Below are 20,212 nucleotides of genomic sequence, written 5' to 3' on the forward strand. Positions count from 1 at the left end.
CCAAAAAATAAAACATTCTTGGTATCAACAAACTAGGCACACTATTGAGTTGACAAACAACAAACCACACAAGAAACCCGAAGGTCTTTTTGTCGGTTGGTCTTGCCGCTAAATTCGGAAGCTCTTCGCTTGCCCTTGCGGCAACCTCTCCAGCTTATCCATCCGTTTTCCTTTTCGCAAACTGACGTTCACGCCAAAGCGAAGCTCAGGAAGTGGTTGGAGGCTGTCGGCGGTGCCGGGAAGGCGATTTCTCGCTTGTCCGTCCTTGCGGCGACTCGGAATACTTTACACAGACTCCGACCACCGCGCAAAGCGGTGGCCGGAGTCTGTGTTATAAGTGGCCTGGGTCACTACGGTGCCCCTGCGCCCCTGGGGATGGCGCCTCTCTGACCAGTGGGCGCACCCGTCTGTGACCGCTACCCCCGCAGAAGGTTCTTTCGCACCTTGCCTGTGGCGGTTCGCGGTAGTTCGTCGCTGAAGGTCACGGTGTCCGGCACCTTGAATCCGCTCAGGCGTCCGCGCACGTGTTCACGCAGCTCATCCTCGGTCACTGAGGAACCGCCCGAACGAACCACGTGCGCTACCGGTCGTTCACCCCACTTCTCGTGAGGGACACCGATCACGGCCACATCGATCACGTCCGGGTGGGAGTACAGCGCCTGTTCGACCTCGATGGACGAGATGTTCTCGCCTCCGGAAATGATGATGTCCTTGGCGCGGTCGCGCAGCTGGATATAGCCGTTGGGGTGCATAACGCCCAGATCACCGGTGTGGAACCAGCCACCGAAGAAGGCCTTTTCCGTGGCCTCCGTGTCCTTGTAGTACCCGATCATCACGTTGTTGCCACGCAGCACTACTTCCCCGAGTGTCTCGCCGTCCGCGGGAACATCGTTCATGTCGGTGTCCACGATGCGCGCCGCTTCCGCCTGCACCATGCCCACACCCTGGCGGGACATCTGCTGAGCGCGTTCCTGCGGGGAAAGATCCTTCCACTCTTCTTGCGGCTCGCAAATAGTGATGGGTCCGAACACCTCGGTCAGCCCGTATACATGCACGATGCCGAACCCCGCATTCTCCAGACGCTCGATGATGCTCGGCGCCGGCGGGGCCCCCGCGGTGGTGATGCGAATGGGGCTCTCGAGTGAGTGCGCCTCCTCCGCGTCCACGATGATCGAGCACACGGCCGGTGCCCCACACAGGTGAGTAATGCCCTGGTTGTCGAACGCATCCCAGATGGCATCGGGGCGCACAGCACGCAAACACACGTGCGTACCACCGGCCGCGGTCACCGCCCACGTGGTGCACCATCCATTGCAGTGGAACATGGGCAGCGTCCACAGGTAGCGGGTCGCGCCGTCGAATCCGTTGTGGAACACCTCGCCCAGACTGTTCAGATACGCCCCGCGGTGCCCGTACAACACTCCCTTGGGACGCCCGGTGGTCCCGGAGGTGTAGTTCAACGTGATGGGTGAGTTTTCATCCGCCACCTTGTAGCTCACGCCTCGTTCGCCCGACGACGCCGCGCCGCCGACTTCCTGGGGCTCCATATCGATGAACTGGTCGAACGTGGGGATCTCGCCATAGGAGTGATCCCGCACGGGTTCGATACCGGCCTGCTCATCGGGCAGCTGGACGAGGGTGATGCCCTCCTTACCATCGATCGCGGAGACCACGGTGTCCAGTACAGAAGTGTCTGCGATGACCACGCTGGCCTCGCTGTGTTCGAGGATGTAGTCGAGCTCGCGCGTGGAGAGCCGCGGGTTCAACGGCACCAATACCGCTCCGGCCGCCGGCACCGCGTAGTGGGCCAGTAGCAGTGCAGGCAGGTTGGGTGCGATCACGGCCACTGTGGGGAGGGACCGCATCAGTTGCTCGGCACCCAGGTACTCCCCGTGCTCAGCCCCACCTCGTGCGGAGTCCTCACTGGAAGCTGCCGCACCGCCCGGTTTCCCGTTACCCGCGACGCCACTGGACGCGGCGGCGTCGTCAGAAGTGGAAACCGCCGGGAGGTGCGGCAGGAGCGCGGTGGCGAAGCGACGTACGTCTCGCTCGAACTCCTCGTAGGTCCACGATTGATCGCCGTAGACAATGGCCTCTCGCCGGGGAAATACTTCCGCGCTGCGCTCGATGAATCGCAGCGGGGACAGGGGCTGTGCGTTCGCGTACATGGTGCTCCTGTAATCGGTGACTTAGTTGTAGGCCGAGAAACCGGTGATGGACCTGCCGATGATGAGCGCCTGGACGGTTTCGGTGCCCTCGTAGGTGTGCAGGGCCTCGACGTCCGCAAAGTGACGCGCAACACGATTTTCCACCAGAATGCCGTTGCCACCCAAAAGATCGCGCGCATTGGCCGCAACACGACGGGCGGTGCGGGTCGCGGTGTACTTGGCCAGCGAGGCCTGGGGCCCGGTCAGGGTGCCTGCCTCTTCCTTGCGCGCCATGGCCATCACGAGCGTTTGCATGGAGGTCAACTCGCTGAGCATGCGGGCCAGCCGCTCCTGCACAATCTGCGACGCCGCCAGCGGTCGGCCGAACTGCTCGCGCTGGGCCGCGTACTGCACAGCGGTCTCATAACAGGCCACAGCCTGGCCCACGGCTGCCCAGGCCACCCCGATGCGCGTCGCGAACAGCACCGCGGAAGTGTCCCGGAACGAACCGGCACCCGGCAGAACGTTCTCGGTGGGCACGAACACATTGTCCATGCGGATGTGGGCCTGGTGGATGGCGCGCAACGCCAGCTTGCCGCGGATGGTCGTACCGGCGTAGCCCTCCGACTCCTGCGGGACCACGAACCCCTGCACCGCGTTGGTGGTGTCATTGCGAGCCCACACCACGGTGATGCCACCCATGGACCCGTTGCCGATCCATTTCTTCTCACCGTTGAGGATGAAACCGCCCTCAACGGGTGTGGCGCGGGTTTCCAAGCCGATCGAGTCGGAGCCGTGAGTGGGTTCGGTGAGCGCGAAGGAGCCCAACAGTTTGCCGGAGGCCATATCGGGCAGCCAGCGCTCACGCTGCTCATCGTTGCCACACATGGCGATCGAGCGCATGGCCAACCCGCCCTGCACGCCGCTCACGGTGGAGATGGAGCCGTCACCGCGCGAGAGTTCCATGGTCACCAGGCCCGCCGCCATTTTGGACATGGGTGCGTAACCGGTTACGTCCACGCCGTCGCGCAGCAGGTCAAGCTCACCCATGCGGTCAACCAGGTCCAGCGGGTACTCGCCGCGATCCCAGTGCTCATGGATCACGCCCAGCAGCTCGTCCTGCACGAACGCACGGGCGCGCATCCAATGGGCACGATCCTCGTCCGTGATGTCCGCGTAAACGCCGGCAGCATCCGTATCGAGCACGTCATTGAGTGAGTATTCGGGTTCGACCGTGCCCTGCGGGAACAGCTCCTGGTCGCCGGTGGGTTGCTGAGTCATGGTGTGATCTCTTTCGTGAATTCTCGGTGGTTCTCAGTGAGGTAAGTCAGTTCTGGGACGCGTCGAAGCGCTGGCCGCGCACGCGCTCGGCGGCGCCGCAACGGTCCAGGTACGGAGTGATGCCACCCAGATGGAACGGGTAGTTGGCGCCCAGAATCATGCACAGATCCACGTCACGGGCGGAGGCCACCACGCCCTCGTCGAGCATGTGCCCGATTTCGTCCGCGAGCGCGTCCTGGACACGCGTGAGCAACTGACCGTTGGCGCCGTCGTCCCCCGCCGACGACGCCGCCCCCTCACCTTGCGTGCGCTCCCGCGCCTGTTCGGCCTGCAGGGTGAGGTAGGTGTCGGATTCTTCGCCGCGCTTGGGCAGCACATTGGTGAGGCCCGCCTCGGCCACGGCGTCCAACCACGGGGACAGGGTGAAGCGCTCCGGGTAGGCATCGTTCATGGTGTGGGTGATGTGCACGAGCACCGCGGGGCCCACGAAGTCCAAGAGTTGCAGCGGCGACATGGGAAGGCCCATGGGCGCCAATGCCTGGTCTACGGTCTTGGGGTCACCGCCGGCGTCGATGGCGCGGCCGATCTCGTCATACATGCGGGTCAGCACCCGGTTGACCACGAAGCTCGGGGCGTCCTTGACGAGCACGGCAATCCGGCGCAGTTTGGCCGCGAGGTCGAAAGCGGTGGCCAGGGTGGAATCATCGGTGGACTCCGCAGCCACGATCTCGAGCAGCGGCGTGACCTCCACCGGGTTGAACACGTGGAATCCCACGAGCCGATCGGGGTGTTTCAGCCCCTCGCCCATGGCAGTCACGGACAGGGATGAAGTATTGGTCGCCAGGATCGCATCATCACGCAGTACCGGCTCCCACTGCGCGAAGACCTTCTTCTTGACCTCAAGTTCCTCGAAGACAGCCTCGATCACGAAGTCCGCGTCCGCCAGGTCCTCCGGTGACTCCGCGCCGGTGATCAGGGACCCCAGCTTCTCGGCCTGTTCGGGCTTCATACGGCCCTTTTCTGCCTGGGCCGTGAAACGGTCGCGGGTGCGCTGCACACCGGCGGCCAGACGCTCGTCGTCCAGATCGGTCATGACTACGGGGATCTGGGCGCCCTGGGCGATCAAACTCGCGAGCTGGCCCGCCATCAGACCCGCGCCAATGACGGCGGCCTTGCGGATGGGGCGCACGGGGGCGTCCGGCACGTTGGCGGCCTCGCGGCGGCGGGCGGTCACCAATTCGAACGCGTACAGGGAGGCCTTGGCGGCGTCGGTCCGAAGCACGGACGAGGCCAGCTGGACTGCGGCGGCAGCGTTGGCGTGTCGAGAATCCGTGCGGGCGCGGCCCACGAGATCGATGGCGGCCACGGGACCGGGCGCAGCTCCGTGCCAGGCCCGCTCGGCCTTGGCGCGGGCGGCGTCGACGGCGTCTTGCCAAGCGCCGTCGCCATCGGTGGTCTTGCGGGGCTCATGTTTGCCCTCGAGTGCGTCAACAACCCATTGCTGCCATTGTTGATCCCACTCTTCCGTGCCCGGTGAACCGTCCAGAACGGCGTCGACCATGCCGATTTCGAGGGCCTGTTGGGGCTTGAGGTTACGTCCACGCATGGAATCGGTGACGATCACGTCGAGCGCGGCTTTGGCACCGATCAAGTGCGGCAGCAGGTAGACGCCGCCCCAGCCCGGGAAGAATCCGAGGTGGCATTCGGGCAGACCGAGTTGCGCCTTGCCCGAGGTTGCCAAGCGATAGTCCGAGTGCAGGGCGAGTTCCATGCCGCCGCCAAGAGCCATGCCCGTGACGAGCGAGAAGGTGGGTACAGGCATGTCCGCGAGCACCGCGAAGGTCTCGTGGCCGGCCCAGATGTAATCTTCTGACACATCGTTGAGCTGAGCGTGGCGGATCTCCTTGAGATTTGCCCCGGCACCAAAGGACTTGGTGTTGCCGGTGACCACGACCGCCTCGACCGCGGCTGTGTCGATAGCGGTGAGTTCATTGCGCAGCTGCTGCAATGCCTCCGAGCCCCAGATGATCAACCCGTTGGAATCCGCGGAACCCAGGCTGAGTAGGGCAATCGGTCGTTCGCGACCGGGTAGGGCCGGATAATCCACGGTGATGGTCACGGTGGAGGGGAATTTGGACTCGGTCACGCTGAACTCCTGGGTACTGAAGGGGGCTGTGGCCCATGCCACATCATCATCCCCCAGATTGCCCTGAGACTGCGTCTCACGTCAAGATATTGCGTTTCATTCGGGGCAGCTTTTCAGGGCACCCCGTCGATAGGCTGAACGAGATGAAAAACGTGCTGCCCTTGCGCTCTCAGCGCCTGACTTTCCGCCGGCTCACCGAGGCAGATATTGAGCCGATGCACTCCTACCAATCTCATGACGATTACGCCGTCCACGCCTGGCGTGGACCGCGGGACATGGACGATGTCATAGGCATGGTCAAGGACCACCTGGGCGAACGCCCCTGGGCTGAGGACGGGGATCAATTCCGCCTTGCCGTCTCCCCCCACGACACGGACGAACTGGCAGGAGAAATCGTCCTGACGCTCGCCGATGCCGAGTCCGCCCAGGTCGAGATCGGCTGGGCGCTTCACCCGGACCACACGGGCAAGGGTTACGCCGCCGAGGCCGCCTACGCAGCCGTGGACGCCGCCTTCCAGAAGTTGGGCGCGCACCGTGTGTTCGCCCGCCTGGACAGCCTCAACGTGGCATCGGCCAAAGTCTGCGAACGCATCGGCATGCGCCACGAAGCGACCCTGCGCGAGAGCCACTTCCAGCTGGGCGAATGGCGCGATGAACTGATCTACGGGGTGTTGGTCTCGGAGCGCGAGTTCGACTGACGCCGGCCCGTAGCCAGGGCTTCGTAAACCGTGCGCGCCGTCTGCTCCGCGGCTTCCCGGGGGTCAGCCCCCTCCTGGAGCACCACGACGACAGGTGATGCCGACGCCGCTGCCTCTGGTTGGCGCGGCGCACTTGCTATACGGCCGGCCCCAGGCGACAGGCCGAAGGCCGTGCACAACCAGCCGATGCGCTGATTGAGTCCGGCGGCGAGCTGCTCACCGTTGTTCGCCTGCGGATCCCGCAGCCAGGTGCGGAGATAGGCGTTGTGCACGGCCACGGTGGCCGAGGCCAGGGATACCGCAGTGACGCGCTGATCCGCATTTTCGGGGAGCACCCTGCGCAGGAATCCTTGGAAGAGTCGCTCATAGCGGTGCGACGTAGCCAGCTCCCGGTCTCGGAGACTCTCCACCTGCTGCAGCAAGTGATGCCGGGCGATCGCGCGGTCCGAGTGATCCAGGTTGTGCCGGAAAACCAGCTGCACACCTTCCGCCAGTCCCGCCTGCGCGCTGAGACTCGGCCTGCTCAACAGTTGCTCGAGGCGTTCCAGGTTGGACGCGTGATCCGCGAAGACGATTTCCTCCTTGGACCCGTACTTACGGAAGAACGTGGCCCGACTGACCCCGGTAGCCTGGGCCAATTTGTCCACGGTGGTCGCGTGGTAACCCTGCGCGGCCAACAGGCGGATTGATTTGGTGACGACGTCGCCGGTCGTCCCGGGTGCGGTACTCATCTGGCCTCCTGCCGAGATGGTAGCCCTTGCCAGCACCCCTGTGGTGCTTCAGGTCGCTTTTTTACCGGCCACGTAGACGCTCTCTACGTTCAGGTCCTTGGTGAGCACCACGAGGTCGGCTCGCAAACCCGGCGCCAAACGGCCACGGTCTTCACCCGCGTTGATCGCACGCAACGGTGCCTGCGTAGCGGCATACACGGCCTGCTCCAGCGGTAGCCCCACTTCTTCGACCGCGCGCTTAACAACCTTGTCCATGGTGAGAGTGGAACCGGCAATGGAACCGCCACCGGCCAATCTCGCGACCCCATCTGTCACCGTGACCGGCAGTGAACCCAACGTGTAGTCGCCGTCGTGCATGCAGGTGGCGGACATGGCGTCCGTGATGAGCGCGGTGCGCTCCCGCGCGGAACCGAAGATCATGGCCATCACCTGCGGATGTACGTGCACCCCGTCGCAGATCAGTTCCAGCGTGATGTCTTCACGGGCCAGTGCCGCCACCACGGGCCCGGGGGCCCGGTGGTGGATGGCATTCATCCCGTTGAAGGCGTGGGTCAGGATTCGTGCGCCCGCATCAAAGGCCTGCCGTGCGTCTTCGTACGTCGCATCCGTATGCCCCACCGCCACGGTGATCCCCGCAGCGCACAGGTCGGTGATGGCACGTGCCGCCCCGTCCCGCTCCGGTGCCAGGGTGATCTGGCGCAGGGTTCCCCGTGCTGCTTCGATCAGTTCCACCGTGGCTTCCGTGGTGGGGTTGACCAGGAGCTTCTCATCATGAGCCCCTCGGTGGCCGGGATCCAGGAACGGGCCCTCCGCGTGGGAGCCGAGGACTGCGGGATGCTCTTCCGTGAGATGCGCGGCCCAGGCCAGTCGCTCGGCCATGGCCGGGACCGTGTCGGTCACGAAAGAAAGAACTGACGATGTAGTGCCGTGCTGTCGATGAACGTCAAGTGCTTTGAGCGCAGCGTCGGGGCCGTCATCGAAAGCGAATCCCCCCGCCCCGTGACAGTGAATGTCCACGAACCCGGGGGCCACCCAAGCCCCCTTTAGATCAACCACTTCCGTTTGATCATTCACGCCCGCCTGCGCAGTGGTCACCCGCGAGCGCCAAGACTCTCCGGTCCCCATGTCTTCGATCAGGCCGTCACGGAGCAGCAGCCAACCATCCCGAGTCACCTGGCCATCTGTGACCAAGTGGGCGCTGTGAAGCAGGATGCGCTCAGTGCGGTCCCGAATCATGTGGGGATTCCTCCTTGGACAGCCCGCGTGAAGTATGAATGTTCTTCATTATGCGTTCTTCGAGCGTCGATGTGACCACGTCTATTGAGGTTCCCTCAGGCATGAGTCACGCTGAATGAAACTGACGACCAAGAAGAGTGAAGGGCTGACGCCGTGCGACTGGTGCTGTGCGAATCCGTGGCGGAGACCGGGCAGGTTGCCGCGAGCATCTTTGCCGCGAGGGTCGAGCAGGGGCCCTGCGTACTCGGGCTCGCGACGGGGAGTTCACCGCTGCCCGTTTACCAAGATCTGATTCGCCGTTATCGCGAATCGGAGGTGTCCTTCGCCGAGTGCGTGGCCTTCACCCTCGACGAGTACGTGGGGCTACAGCCGTCTGATTCGCGGTCCTACAGGGCCACCATCCGCGACGGGTTCGTGGATCACGTGGATCTGCCCGTGGGTGCCCTGCACTCCCCCGACGCCGCCGACCCGGACCCCGAAGCACTGCGCCAAGCCGCCGCGACCTACGAAGAGACGATCCGCCTGTCCGGCGGGATCGACGTGCAACTGCTGGGAATTGGGGCCAACGGCCACATCGGCTTCAACGAGCCCTCTTCGTCATTGGCTTCACGCACCCGGATCAAGGCGCTGACGCAGCAGACCCGCGAGGACAACGCACGGTTCTTCGGTGAGGGCGAGACCGTCCCCAAGCTCTGCCTGACCCAGGGCCTCGGAACCATCCTGGACAGCCGTCACGCCGTGCTCGTGGCACAGGGAGAGGGAAAGGCCGACGCCGTCGCCGCGGCGGTGGAGGGCCCGGTCTCCTCCGCGTGCCCGGCCTCGGTGCTGCAAATGCACCCTCATGCCACCGTGATCCTGGACCCCGCCGCAGCGAGCCGACTGGAGAACGTGGATTACTACCGGCACGTCCAATCGCTCAATGACGAACTGGGGCTTTTGCCCTAGTCGAGCTGCCTCCGCCAGCGAGCGCGACCGCCATGGGCTGCGGGCGGAATTTCTGTCCGTGCTCGGATCCAAGGGCACCGAGTGCGCCGTACCCGCCCTGGAACGAAAGCGCCGCGGGGCACCGGGCCCCGCGGCGTCGTCGTACCCGAAAGTGAACTAGGAATCCCGCAGGACGCGGTAGCCCTTGCGCGGGTCGTAACCGTGGATCTCGCGAGTATCCAGCACCGCCATGAAATCCAGAACGTCCGGGGAAATGATCTGACCCGGAACCAGCACCGGGAAGCCTGGCGGGTATGGCGTCACGAACCCGGCCGAGACGGGTTTCTCACCGTTGGCCACCCGCTCGCGCAGCTCCTCGTGGGCAATGTGTTCCACGGACTTGCGGCGCTGGCCCTTGAAAAAGGCGGCCCGCATGTCACCGTCCGGAAGCTCCTCGTCCGTGGCGTACCCGGGAGCGAAGGAACTGAAGTCCGGCAGCGGCGGCATGGGGGTGTCATCGACCTTGGCCGCGAGCTCCGGATCGAGCTGAGAGTTCTCGTCCTCGAAACGCTGGGCGAGCTTGACGAGCACCTCCACGAGATACGCGATCGCGCTGCGCGAGGTACCGATGTTGGTCATGAACAGCACGGTGTTCCGGCTCGTCTTGTTCACCTGAATGCCGTAGCGGTCCATGAGCAGGTCGTGCTTGAACGTGTCACCGTCCACACCGGTCCGGCTGATCTCGATGGTGATGCGGCTGGGATCCACCACGAACTCATCCGTGGTCCACGCCTTCCACATGCTGGCCAGCCCGTCACGCAACGGCATGGGTCGGCCGACCTCGCGGTTCTCCCGGGGCACCAAATCGTGGGCCGTGAGTACGCGGAAGCTCCGGCGCAGCAGTGGATGGCGCGCGATGGCCTGGGACAGGCTCGTGGCCAGGTCCAGTTGCCGCTGCACAAGCTCGTAACCCTCGAGTTCCACCTGGCGGCGCCCGATGTCCAGGGACGTGAGGATCTGGTAGTTGGGTGAGGTGGAGGTGTGCGTCATGTACGCCTCGTGGAACGGCTCTTCGGCTTCCCGCACCCATTCGTCGTCGTGAACGTGGATCATGGACCCCTGCCGCAAGGCGGTGAGGGTCTTGTGCGTGGATTGGGTGGCGTACACGCGGATCTTGGCATCCGGGGCGGGGATCAGGCGCTCCTCCAACCACACCTCGTCCGGTGCGGGGTTCCCCTGTTCGTCGAACAGCCGCTTCTGCTGCTCGCGGTAGGCAATCTGATGGGCCCTGGTACCCATCCGTTCCTTGAGGTGGGTGGCCGCCCACATGGCAGTACGACGTCGCGTGACCGGGTGGAAGGTGGCAAAGGCAAACCAGGCCTCGTCCCAGAGGAAGACCAGGTCCGGCTTGATGGCCAGGCACTCCGCCATGACCCGCTCGGGGTCGTAGACAATGCCGTCGAAGGTGCAGTTGGTGAGCGTGACCAGCTGGACCTCGTCCAGGCGCCCCTGTGCCCGGTAATCCAGCAGCAACTGCTTGATGCGGGACAGCGGCACCGCCCCGTAGAACGCGAACTCGTTGCGCGGGTACGCCTCGAGGTAGGCCGGACGGGCACCGGTGAGAACCACCGCGTGGTGGTGGGACTTGTGACAGTTGCGGTCCACGAGCACCACATCATTGGGCGACAACAGTGCCTGGTGCACGATCTTGTTGGCGGTCGAAGTTCCATTGGTCACGAAGAACGTGTGCTTGGCCCCGTACGCACGAGCCGCCAATTCCTGGGCCTTCTTCAGGGTGCGCACCGGTGCGAGGAGCGAGTCCAACCCGCCGGAAGTGGCGGAGGTTTCGGCCAGCAGCAGATTCAACCCGTAGAAGTCCACCAGGTCCTTGATCCATTTGGAGCCCACCACGGAACCACCGCGGGCAATCGGCAGCGCGTGGAAGACTCCCACCGGACGCCGGGCGTGCTCCTGCACCGCGGAGAAGAACGGGGTGTCGTACAGGTGGGACACCCTGCGCAGCAATGTCAGGTGGAGCTCTAGCTTGTCCTCGCGCCGGAACACGCGACGGAAGCGGTGGGTCAAGGCACCGGACAGGCCCTCGATGTGCGCACCCGCCATGAGGTAGAGATCCATCTCCGGGCGCAGCGCCGCGAGGGTGTCGGCCAGGCGCAGCACTCGCTGGATCGACGCCAACGGGGTGCGGACGGATGCCGATTCCGGGCTCACCAGATTGCGAGCCATCTGAATCGAGTTCTTGAGATCGCGGCTCAGCGGCTGCCGGGAGCGCTCACTGAATCCGGGGCGGACCACGCACGCCAGAATGTTGGGGTTCGTCAGGACAGCGGCCACGGCGTCATCCGCGGAGGGCACGATCACGTACTCGTAAATGAAGTCGTCGGCGGAGGAACGCAGCCGCAGGCCCTCGGCGCGCAGGCCATCACGGTCCGCCTGAGTGCTCTCGTCCACGATCAGCACTTCGAAGCGGGGCCGCGGATCGGTGTCGATCAGCAGATCCGAATTCTCCGACTCGTCCGCAAAGTCATCGCGGGCGGTATCCGGCACGGTGTCGCCGCGCAGCCGGTTGACCACCTTTCCGATCCGGTCGAGGGCCATGTGGTAATCGTCCTGTTCCAGCATCTCGCGGATGGAGGCCACGTAGCGCTGACCGAATCCGGCCCAGTACATCTCGACCGTTTCCAGCGCGCGCAGGGAGCGCTGGAGTTCGCTGTCCGCGGCGAGGGCTTCCTTGTCCTCGTTGCCGAGCGCGATGCGCTTCATGGCGAACCGCAGATACTCCCATGCGTCGCTGCGCAGCCGCCACGTGCTGGCCGGCATTCCCGGGTCCGGTTCAAGGTTTCCGGTGGCACTCCCCCGACGGTTGTTCTGACCTAGGTGGTCCGTGGCCGGTGTCTCCATCGAATTCCTCCGCTTGCTCCATTGCCTGCGCCGAACTGTTGAACGTTCATCCTATGTCCGGGCCAATGGGGGCTCGCGGAACATAACAGTTTGCGACCGCGACTCCGTCTCAGCGGTCGAACCCATCCGGTGGAGGCGTGAGCAACCGGTTTCAGCCGGCGAACTTCGCCGTGGGCAGGCCCGGAACGGCAACGCGTACCGAATACAGGGACCCTGCGGTGGGCTGCACGTCGTCCGGCAGGTTCTCGCGGGAGGTGGTGATGTACAGGGTCCGCAGATCCTGACCACCCAGCGTGCACGCGGTGGTCTGCTTTGCTCCCACGCTCACCACGGTGTCCAGGGTCCCGTCCGGAAGATAGCGGTGGACCTGTCCTGCACCGTTGAGTGCCGTCCATACCGCGCCCTCGGAGTCCACGGTCAAGCCGTCCGGGTTGGCGGACACGCTGCCGGGTTCGTACTCTTCGTCCGCGTCCCACGCGCCGGCCGCGGCGTCGTCATCGATCACCGGCTTCACGAAGGTGCGGCGATTGTGCAGGCCGTTTGCCGCAGACCAGTTGAAGACCGAGATCTCACCCGTGGGGGTGTCGTTGTAATAGGCGAGCGAACCGTCCGGGGACCACGCAATGCCGTTGGAGATGGTGACGTTTTCAAGCACCGGTTCCCACTCCAGGCCCGGTGAGACCCGGTAGAGCGTGGCCGAGCCCTCGGACTGGTCGTAGGCCATGGAGCCAATGTAGAAGGTGCCGTCCGGGGCAATCCCGCCCTCGTTCATGCGAATCTCCGGCGATTCCCACAGGGTGATCTCGCGCTCGGGATGACCGGCGGCATCCGTGAGGAGCACGCCTCGTTCCACCGCGATGATCTGGCCGCCGTTAACGCGCGGACGCACACACGCGGCCACGGAACCTACGTGCTGACGGCGCGGCTGTTCGTCACGACCAAACGTGAGAATGTCCCCGGCCAGCATGTCGACCCACGCCAGGCCGCCCCATTCGGGGCTCCAGCAGGGGCCCTCACCGTGGTAGACCCAGCTCGGGGTCAGTCGCTGTGCACTGAGCCGGTTCATCGCTCGGGCCTGCGCAGTTCGTTGACGATCGGCACCGCGGTGGTGGGAATCCGGTCGCGATCGTAGGTGATCTCCGTGTACCCGTGCGGGGTCGGCTTGCCTTCCTTGTCCAGGTTCACGAACACGATCTTGTCGATACTCAGGATCAGTTCCCGGGTGATCATGTTCCGCACCTGCGCCCGCATGGTCAGTGACGTGCGGCCGAACTTGGTGGCGGTCAGACCCATCTCGATGATGTCGCCCTGCACGGCGGAGGCCACGAACTCGATCTCCGACATGTACTTGGTCACCGCACGCTGATTGCCCAGCTGAACGATCGCGTAAATCGCGGCTTCCTCATCGATCCACCGCAACAGCGACCCACCGAACAGGGTGCCGTTGGCATTGAGATCTTCGGGCTTGACCCACTTGCGGGTGCGGAATGTGATGTCCGTTTTCGGCTGCATGAGTTCAGCTTAGTAAGGTCGCGCGGCGCGGTCGCGGGTTTCGAGCGCCGGTCTTGGACGACGACGCCGCTCGCGGCCTTCGTGCCGCCGGCTCGGTGAGCTGCCGGCTCGGCAGGCTGGCGACGGGTGCACAGCTGGCCCGGGGCGACGTCAGGCTTGGAGCGGCGTCGTCATGGGATCTCAGCCTCGGACCAACTGGCGGCTCGCTACCTTGTCGAGTTTGCCGGAACCGTTGCGGGGCACCTCTTCCACGGCGACGAGATCCTTAGGGAGCTTGTAACGGGCCAAGCGGTCGCTGCAGAACTGTCGCAGTTCCTCGATGGAGGGGACCTCGTGCCCGGGCTGCGGTCGGAGAACTGCCACAATGCGCTCGCCCCACTGATCGTCCGGGGCGCCCACCACGGCGGCATCGGAAATGTCCGGGTGCTCAGCGAGGACACGTTCGACCTCCGCGGGATAAACATTCTCGCCACCGGTGATGATCATGTCCTTGAGGCGGTCCACGATGTAGTAATAGCCGTCCGGATCCCGATAACCAATGTCCCCCGTGTGGAACCAGCCGTCCGTGAAGGCTGCGGCGGTCGCGCGCTCGTCCTCCCAGTAACCGCTCGTGACGTTGGGCCCGCGCACCCACAATTCGCCACGGGTATCGGGGTCGGTGACGGGTTCACCCGTGCCGGGGTCCATGATCTGCACCTCTGTATAAAGCATGGGCATGCCCGCCGAACCGGCTTTCTCGTACGTCAGTTCAGTGGGCAGGTAGGTAGCGAAAGGAGCGGTCTCGGTCAGACCCCACGCCTGCTGAACGGGAACGTTCTTGGACTCGAACAGGGAGATCACGACGGGCGGTACGGGCGCTCCAGCGCAGATGAGGGCGCGCAGGGAGTCCAGTTTCGATCCCTTGAACTCGGAGTCGTGGGTCAGCGCGAGCAACATGGCCGGGACGAAGAATGCGTTGTTCACGCCGTAGTTCTCGATGTCCGCGAGCACCTGGGACGGCACGAATCCCCGCCGGACCACCGTGGTGTTGCCGCGCACCAGCGCACGCACCGTGAACGAATTCAACGCACCGATGTGGAACAGGGGCGCCACCGCGTAATTGATGTCCCGGCGGCGGGTGTCCACGAGCGAATCCACATTGAACGCGTTCCAGAAGATATTGCCGTGACTCAGCCGCACGCCTTTGGGCTTGCCCGTGGTGCCAGATGTGAACATGAGAATGGCCAGGCTGTCATCGGTGGTTTCCACTGGCTCGCCGAGTTCGACTTGAGCTGCGCCCTGCACGAAGCCGCTCAGGGGAGTCCAGTGCTCGGCAACTTCGAGGCCGTCGTTGAGCGGTGCCGCGGGATCATTGTCGATCAGGACGGTCTCTGTCTCGAAAGGCCATTCTGCGCCGTCCTGGCCGGAGCTGTCGAGGGTGCCGAGAGCGGCGTCGACAACCGGGACGTGACCGGGCTCCACAATCATCACGCGAGGTGCGGAGCGCGCCAGGAGCTCGCCGACCTCGCGCGGGGCAAGACGGAAGTTGAGCGGTTCGAACACGCCGCCCAGCCACCAGGTGGCGAACATGGTGCGCAGGAACATTTCGGAGTTCAGGCCCAGGTAGACCACACGGTCACCCTCACTCACGCCCGACGCCGCCAAGCTCGCCGCAAGTTCGCGCACGTTACCCGCGAAGTCGTCGTAGCTGAGGGTACGGCCCTCGTAAATGACCACCGCCAGGTCACGGCTGTAGCGCTGATTGGAGAGCAAGCCGCGGACGGGGTTGATGTTGACGGGGTGTGACACGGGTGAGCTCCTGACAATAGAGGATATTCTCTATCGTTGAGAATCTCAACGAGTGATGTGGTTCACATTATTAACACCCATGGCGTTCCGGAACCGGGTTTTGCTATCGGAAACGTACTGATTCGTCCCGTTACCGTGTGAGCGTCCTCGATTGCCGGAGGTGTTGCCGGCCGGTCGAGAGACACGAGTTGGCCGCCGCCCAGATCCTCCTTGTCGTCGATGACGGTTCCGCGCTCTAGGCCCCAGTCACTTTGCGGGCTAGGCCGGGATAGCGCCGGTCACACAATAATCCGGAACTTCAATCCACGGCCGATGACCGCTCGGCGTCTCGCAGGGCGCGGGCACGAGGGATCTGGGCCGTTGCCGCGTATCCTTGGTGACATGCCCTCATCCTCGGGCCGCACGGATTCTGCCGACGCAGCCGCTCCACTCACGCACCGCAGCTTCACCGGTGCCTGGCAGTTGCTGGGCGTGGCAGCGACCGCGCTGGCCGTGGGGATCGCCGAATTCTTCGCGTGGGTGACCGGACCCTTGGGGTCCCCACTGACCGCGGTGGGCGGAGTCATGGTGGATTCTGTCCCCTCGCCCGTCAAGGACATCGTGATCGCCGTGTTCGGCACCGGTGACAAGATTTTCCTGTTTGTGATGATGGCCGTGGGGCTCGTGGTACTGGGATTGCTCGTCGGCGTCGCGGAGCGGCGACGGCGCCGCACGGGTATCGCGGTCCTCGCCGCGCTGGGGCTGGTCGGACTGGTCGCCGTGATGACCCGAACGGGTGCGGACGCGGTCAACGCCGTCCCCGTGGTTGTCGGCACCGGCGTCGGCCTCGCATTCCTCAGCTACGCGGGTGGCCGTGCGGCAGCTTCCGCGGCCGGTGACCCGCTGGATCGCCGTAAATTCCTCCAGCTGTCCGCGGGAGCACTGACCCTGGGCGTGGTCGCGGGCGCAGTGGGGCGATGGGCAGCGTCGGCGGCCCGGAAAGTCCCCGACATGCGCGCCGCGCTGAGCATTCCAGCCCCGGTCGCTCGGGAGGCCATCCCCGCCGGGACCCAGGTGACAGTCGCCAGCACCGAGCCGTGGTTGACCCCCGCCGAGGACTTCTACCGGATCGACACCGCACTGAGCGTCCCCCATCTCGACGTGAGCCAGTGGCGACTACGCATCCACGGGATGGTGGACCGGGAGATCGAGCTGACCTTCGACGACCTCATCGGGCGTCCGCTGCACGAACGCACGGTGACGCTCGCGTGCGTGTCCAATCAGGTAGGCGGTGACCTCGTGGGAAACGCCGTGTGGACCGGCGTGCCGTTGCGAGAAGTGCTCACGGAGGCCGGAGTGAGCCCGGACGCGGACATGGTGCTCTCGACGTCCGAGGACGGTTTCACGGCCGGGACACCCCTGAGCGCCCTCATGGACGAAAACCGCACCGCCATGCTTGCCGTGACCATGAATGGAGAGCCACTGCCCTTCGAGCACGGCTATCCGGTGCGCATGGTGGTTTCGGGTCTCTACGGGTACGTCTCCGCGACCAAATGGCTCGTGGATCTCGAGGTCACCCGCTTTGACCAGGCCGAAGGCTACTGGACGCCCCGGGGTTGGTCCGCGAAGGGGCCCATCAAGATGTCCTCACGTATCGACGTCCCCCAAGAAAACGCGAGCGTGGACCCCGACATGACCCTCGCGGGCAGCGCGTGGGCCCAGAACACGGGAATCACCGCGGTTCAGGTGCGCGTGGATGGCGGGGAATGGGTGGACTCAACGCTCGCCGCAGTGCCGTCCGAAGACACCTGGCGGCAGTGGTCCGTGCGCGTCACCGATCTTCCTGCCGGTTCCCACACCGCCCAGGTCAGAGCGGTGGACGCGGACGGTCAAGTGCAGACCTCGGAGCGGGCACGCCCCGACCCCAACGGTTCCTCGGGCTGGCACGAGCGGGTCTTCACCGTGCGCTCCTGACCACCCCCTCACCGGACGGTGACGCCGAGCACCGAGCACGTGACATCGATCCGTGCGCGAGGATGCGCGCCGGCCCGTGATCGGTCATGATGCAGGCATGACGGATTCCTCCACCTCTGCGAGCGGCGCACTGACCGAACTCGAACAGCAGCGACTGCAACGCAAGGTCCTGATCGTGCTCGCGACCGGTCAGGTCATGGGCGGCTTGGGCGTGGGCGCCACGCTGGCTCTCGGTGCGCTCCTGGTGGCGGAGGTGTCCGGGTCCAGTGCGCTGTCCGGCCTGGCTGCCACCATGAACACACTGGGCGCTGCGATTCTGGCCATCCCGTTGGCCCGCCTCGCGCAACGGCGAGGGCGGCGGATCTCGCTGACCACCGGAGCGTTAGTGGCGATCCTTGGTGCGGCCGTCATCATTACTGCCGCGGTGCTCGGGTCGCTTCCCTTGCTGTTGATCGGTATGGGGTTGCAGGGCGCGGGCATGGCATTGAACCTGCAATCCCGTTTCGCCGCCACGGACCTGGCTCTGAAGAAGACTCGCGCCCGGGATCTGTCATTGATCGTATGGTCCACCACAATTGGTTCCGTGGTGGGGCCCAATCTCTTCGAACCCAGTGAGCTCCTGGGCCGCGCCCTTGGACTTCCCCAGTTCACCGGGGGGTTCCTCATCGCCATGGTCGCACAAATCCTCGGTGCCGCGGTCTATTTCCTGGGGCTGCGACCGGACCCCCTCAAGCTTGCCCTGGCCCAGGGAGCTTCGGTCAAGAACAAGCCCAGTCCCACCGGCGGGTTTGGAAGTCTGCGCTCCGTACCCGCTGCTCGCCGGGCCGTTCTGATCGTGGCACTCTCCCACGCGGTGATGGTAGCGGTCATGTCCATGACCCCGGTGCACCTGACCAGCCACGGCGCCACCCTGTCACTCGTGGGCCTGACCATCAGCCTGCACGTTGCAGGCATGTATGCGCTGTCCCCGGTCTTCGGGTGGCTCGCGGATAAGATCGGCCGCGCACAGACAGTGCTTCTAGGGCAGGTGACCTTTGCCGTTTCCCTGCTACTGACCTTCTTCGGCGCGGAAAATCAGACGGTGGTTCTGGTAGCCCTGATCCTGTTGGGGCTGGGCTGGTCCGCTTCTACCGTGGCGGGCTCCACCATGGTCACCGAGTCCGTTGCCGTGCAGGACCGTCCCGGGCTGCAGGGCACCTCCGACCTGGTCATGACCTTGTGCGGCGCCGCTGGTGGTGCGCTGGCCGGGCCGATCCTGGCCATGGTCGGTTTCTCCGGGCTGGGGTTGGTGTACCTGATCGCAGTGATTGTCGTGGCGGTTGCGGCCGTGAGGACCTTGCGCGCGCCGCGACCCGCCAACTGATCCGCCCGGCCATTTCATGCCCTCTTACTGCAAGGTAGCTCGGCCTACTCTGCAGTAAGACGGCATCAGATGGCTCGCCACCAAATTCACGCCAGATAGAACCCGCCATCCGAGGTGAGTACCTGACCGACGATCCAGGCGCCGTCGTCCGTGGCGAGCCAGCTGATCAGTTTGGCGGGGTCGGCCGGTTCACCGAAACGGCCGAATGGTTGAGCATCCAGCAATTCTTGGACGCCCTCGAGTGAGCGATCTGTGGCGTCCGGCGTGAGGTAGCCGGTGTCGACGGGGCCGGGGTTCACGGTGTTGAGCACGATGCCGAGCTCCAGTAGTTCCGCCGCGACCGTGGCAGTGACGCCCGCGAGCGCAGCCTTACTCGTGGCGTAGGCAACCTCGCCGCGCATCGGCCCGTGCCCCTGGCCCGACGTCATCCAGAACACGCGTCCTGTCGGCTTGGAGAATTTCTTACCGTGCCCGCTGCCCAATCGATCGCCCGGCCTCGCCGCTTCGGTGGGCACATCGGTCTTGAGCAGCGCGAAGGCCCGCGTCAACAGCAGGGTGGAGCGAGTGTTGGTGTCCCAGAAGGCATCCAGGGCCTCGGGCGTCATGTCCAGAATGGAGCCGTCCCCTCCACTCTTCGCCTGATTGCACACCAGGATGTCCAGAGATCCGGTGAGCGCGTGCGCAGCGTCGACGAGCGGTTGGATCTGCTCCGTATCCTGCAGGTCCGCGCTCATCTCACCCAGCACGGCACCTTCGGTGAGTTCGGCCTGCAATTCGCCGACGACGCCGCTCAGGTCGTCCGCGCCCCACGGCTGGTCCTCGTCGTGCGGGCTGTAGTGGTGAATGAAGACGCTGGCCCCCAGTCGAGCGAAGGCGCGGGCCACCGCGAACCCGATCCCGCGGCGTCGTGACACCCCGGTGACCAGGGCGGTTTGGCCGTGCAAGGGAAGCGTTCCGTGAGAAGTCGTCATGGCAACAGTCTTGCAAGAGCATCTTATTGAGACCAGAACAGCGGATTGTCTCAATAAAGGCCTCTTGCACGACATCGACGATTACATCGATGCGCTGAACGACTACCGCGCCGGAAACCCCGCGTCCATCGTGGACTGTTTTTCCCTTGCCGTCCTGGGATCCCTGGCTAACGCAGATCAGCTGATCGACGATGTCCGCGCCTTCCATCAGCAAGTCCTGGATTCACGACGCCGCGTCACCGCGCCCCTGCGCGCGCTTGCCGAGTTGTGCTGTTCGGAACCTGCCTTCACAGCAGGAATGGTGGAAAACATCGCGGGCATTTCGAAGGCAACCGCCTACCGCACGGTGGACTCACTGACCGAAGCTGGGTTGTTACGAGAAGAGCGGTCCATCAAAGTACGGGGCCAGAAAGTCTGGGTGGTGCCCGCCGTCGTGAGAGCCCTGGACGATTTCGCGGAGCGCGCCGGTCGCCGGAACTTCGGCTCCTGACAGCAGAACCACCTGATGCCGCCTTACTGCAGAGTAGGGGTGGCTACTTTGCA

Annotated in this window: 15 protein-coding genes; 5 read left to right on the forward strand and 10 right to left on the reverse strand. The window is 64.7% G+C overall.

What is annotated here, in order from left to right; genetic code table 11:
* Positions 1–416: 416 nt before the first annotated feature.
* The 3 genes from ABD283_RS11050 to ABD283_RS11060 are packed head-to-tail and all read right to left on the reverse strand — an operon-like array spanning position 417 to position 5,574.
* On the reverse strand, positions 417–2,168 hold the full coding sequence (locus ABD283_RS11050; RefSeq protein WP_344225077.1) for an AMP-binding protein: 1,752 nt from the start codon (positions 2,166–2,168) through the stop codon (positions 417–419).
* 21 nt (positions 2,169–2,189) lie between these two features.
* Entirely contained in the window at positions 2,190–3,428 is a 1,239-nt protein-coding gene (locus ABD283_RS11055; protein WP_344225078.1) for an acyl-CoA dehydrogenase family protein, read from the reverse strand.
* Positions 3,429–3,474: 46 nt separating this feature from the next.
* Positions 3,475–5,574 (reverse strand): 3-hydroxyacyl-CoA dehydrogenase NAD-binding domain-containing protein, encoded by a 2,100-nt coding sequence (locus ABD283_RS11060; RefSeq protein ID WP_344225079.1) that lies wholly within the window; start codon positions 5,572–5,574, stop codon positions 3,475–3,477.
* 143 nt (positions 5,575–5,717) lie between these two features.
* On the opposite strand from ABD283_RS11060, the gene ABD283_RS11065 reads away from it, so the two are divergent.
* Positions 5,718–6,272, forward strand: a complete 555-nt coding sequence (locus ABD283_RS11065; protein ID WP_344225080.1) for a GNAT family N-acetyltransferase — start codon at positions 5,718–5,720, stop codon at positions 6,270–6,272.
* Here the strand turns inward: ABD283_RS11065 and ABD283_RS11070 are convergent.
* Together ABD283_RS11070 and nagA are read right to left on the reverse strand one after the other, a co-directional pair.
* Entirely contained in the window at positions 6,236–7,003 is a 768-nt protein-coding gene (locus tag ABD283_RS11070; protein ID WP_344225081.1) for a TetR/AcrR family transcriptional regulator, read from the reverse strand. The two genes, ABD283_RS11065 and ABD283_RS11070, sit on opposite strands and share 37 nt — an antisense overlap.
* A 48-nt stretch (positions 7,004–7,051) precedes the next feature.
* Positions 7,052–8,239, reverse strand: a complete 1,188-nt coding sequence (nagA, locus tag ABD283_RS11075) for an N-acetylglucosamine-6-phosphate deacetylase (RefSeq protein WP_344225082.1) — start codon at positions 8,237–8,239, stop codon at positions 7,052–7,054.
* Between the two features lie 153 nt (positions 8,240–8,392).
* Here nagA and nagB point away from each other — a divergent pair, with 153 nt between their 5' ends.
* Positions 8,393–9,184 (forward strand): glucosamine-6-phosphate deaminase, encoded by a 792-nt coding sequence (nagB, locus tag ABD283_RS11080; protein WP_344225083.1) that lies wholly within the window; start codon positions 8,393–8,395, stop codon positions 9,182–9,184.
* Positions 9,185–9,340: 156 nt separating this feature from the next.
* Here the strand turns inward: nagB and ABD283_RS11085 are convergent, their stop codons facing one another.
* The 4 genes from ABD283_RS11085 to ABD283_RS11100 all read right to left on the reverse strand — a co-directional run bounded on the left by ABD283_RS11085 (position 9,341) and on the right by ABD283_RS11100 (position 15,382).
* Positions 9,341–12,082: a beta-eliminating lyase-related protein gene (locus tag ABD283_RS11085; RefSeq protein WP_344225084.1), complete on the reverse strand. Its 2,742-nt coding sequence runs from the start codon at positions 12,080–12,082 to the stop codon at positions 9,341–9,343.
* A gap of 151 nt (positions 12,083–12,233) precedes the next feature.
* Positions 12,234–13,148 (reverse strand): SMP-30/gluconolactonase/LRE family protein, encoded by a 915-nt coding sequence (locus tag ABD283_RS11090; RefSeq protein ID WP_344225085.1) that lies wholly within the window; start codon positions 13,146–13,148, stop codon positions 12,234–12,236.
* Entirely contained in the window at positions 13,145–13,594 is a 450-nt protein-coding gene (locus ABD283_RS11095; RefSeq protein ID WP_344225086.1) for an acyl-CoA thioesterase, read from the reverse strand. Before ABD283_RS11095 ends, ABD283_RS11090 begins: the two co-directional genes overlap by 4 nt.
* A gap of 180 nt (positions 13,595–13,774) precedes the next feature.
* Positions 13,775–15,382: an AMP-binding protein gene (locus ABD283_RS11100; RefSeq protein ID WP_344225087.1), complete on the reverse strand. Its 1,608-nt coding sequence runs from the start codon at positions 15,380–15,382 to the stop codon at positions 13,775–13,777.
* Positions 15,383–15,763: 381 nt separating this feature from the next.
* On the opposite strand from ABD283_RS11100, the gene ABD283_RS11105 reads away from it, so the two are divergent.
* Both ABD283_RS11105 and ABD283_RS11110 read left to right on the forward strand, forming a co-directional pair.
* On the forward strand, positions 15,764–17,335 hold the full coding sequence (locus ABD283_RS11105; RefSeq protein WP_344225088.1) for a molybdopterin-dependent oxidoreductase: 1,572 nt from the start codon (positions 15,764–15,766) through the stop codon (positions 17,333–17,335).
* A gap of 97 nt (positions 17,336–17,432) precedes the next feature.
* Positions 17,433–18,698 carry an MFS transporter gene (locus ABD283_RS11110; protein WP_344225089.1) on the forward strand — a complete coding sequence of 422 codons (1,266 nt, stop codon included), beginning with the start codon at positions 17,433–17,435 and terminating at the stop codon, positions 18,696–18,698.
* An 86-nt stretch (positions 18,699–18,784) separates the two neighbouring features.
* Here the strand turns inward: ABD283_RS11110 and ABD283_RS11115 are convergent, their stop codons facing one another.
* Positions 18,785–19,669 (reverse strand): SDR family oxidoreductase, encoded by an 885-nt coding sequence (locus ABD283_RS11115; protein WP_344225090.1) that lies wholly within the window; start codon positions 19,667–19,669, stop codon positions 18,785–18,787.
* Between the two features lie 64 nt (positions 19,670–19,733).
* On the opposite strand from ABD283_RS11115, the gene ABD283_RS11120 reads away from it, so the two are divergent.
* Positions 19,734–20,159 (forward strand): Fic family protein, encoded by a 426-nt coding sequence (locus ABD283_RS11120; RefSeq protein WP_344225091.1) that lies wholly within the window; start codon positions 19,734–19,736, stop codon positions 20,157–20,159.
* The last annotated feature ends 53 nt before the right edge of the window (positions 20,160–20,212 follow it).

It is taken from the genome of Kocuria atrinae (assembly GCF_039531425.1).
Classification (GTDB): domain Bacteria; phylum Actinomycetota; class Actinomycetes; order Actinomycetales; family Micrococcaceae; genus Kocuria; species Kocuria atrinae.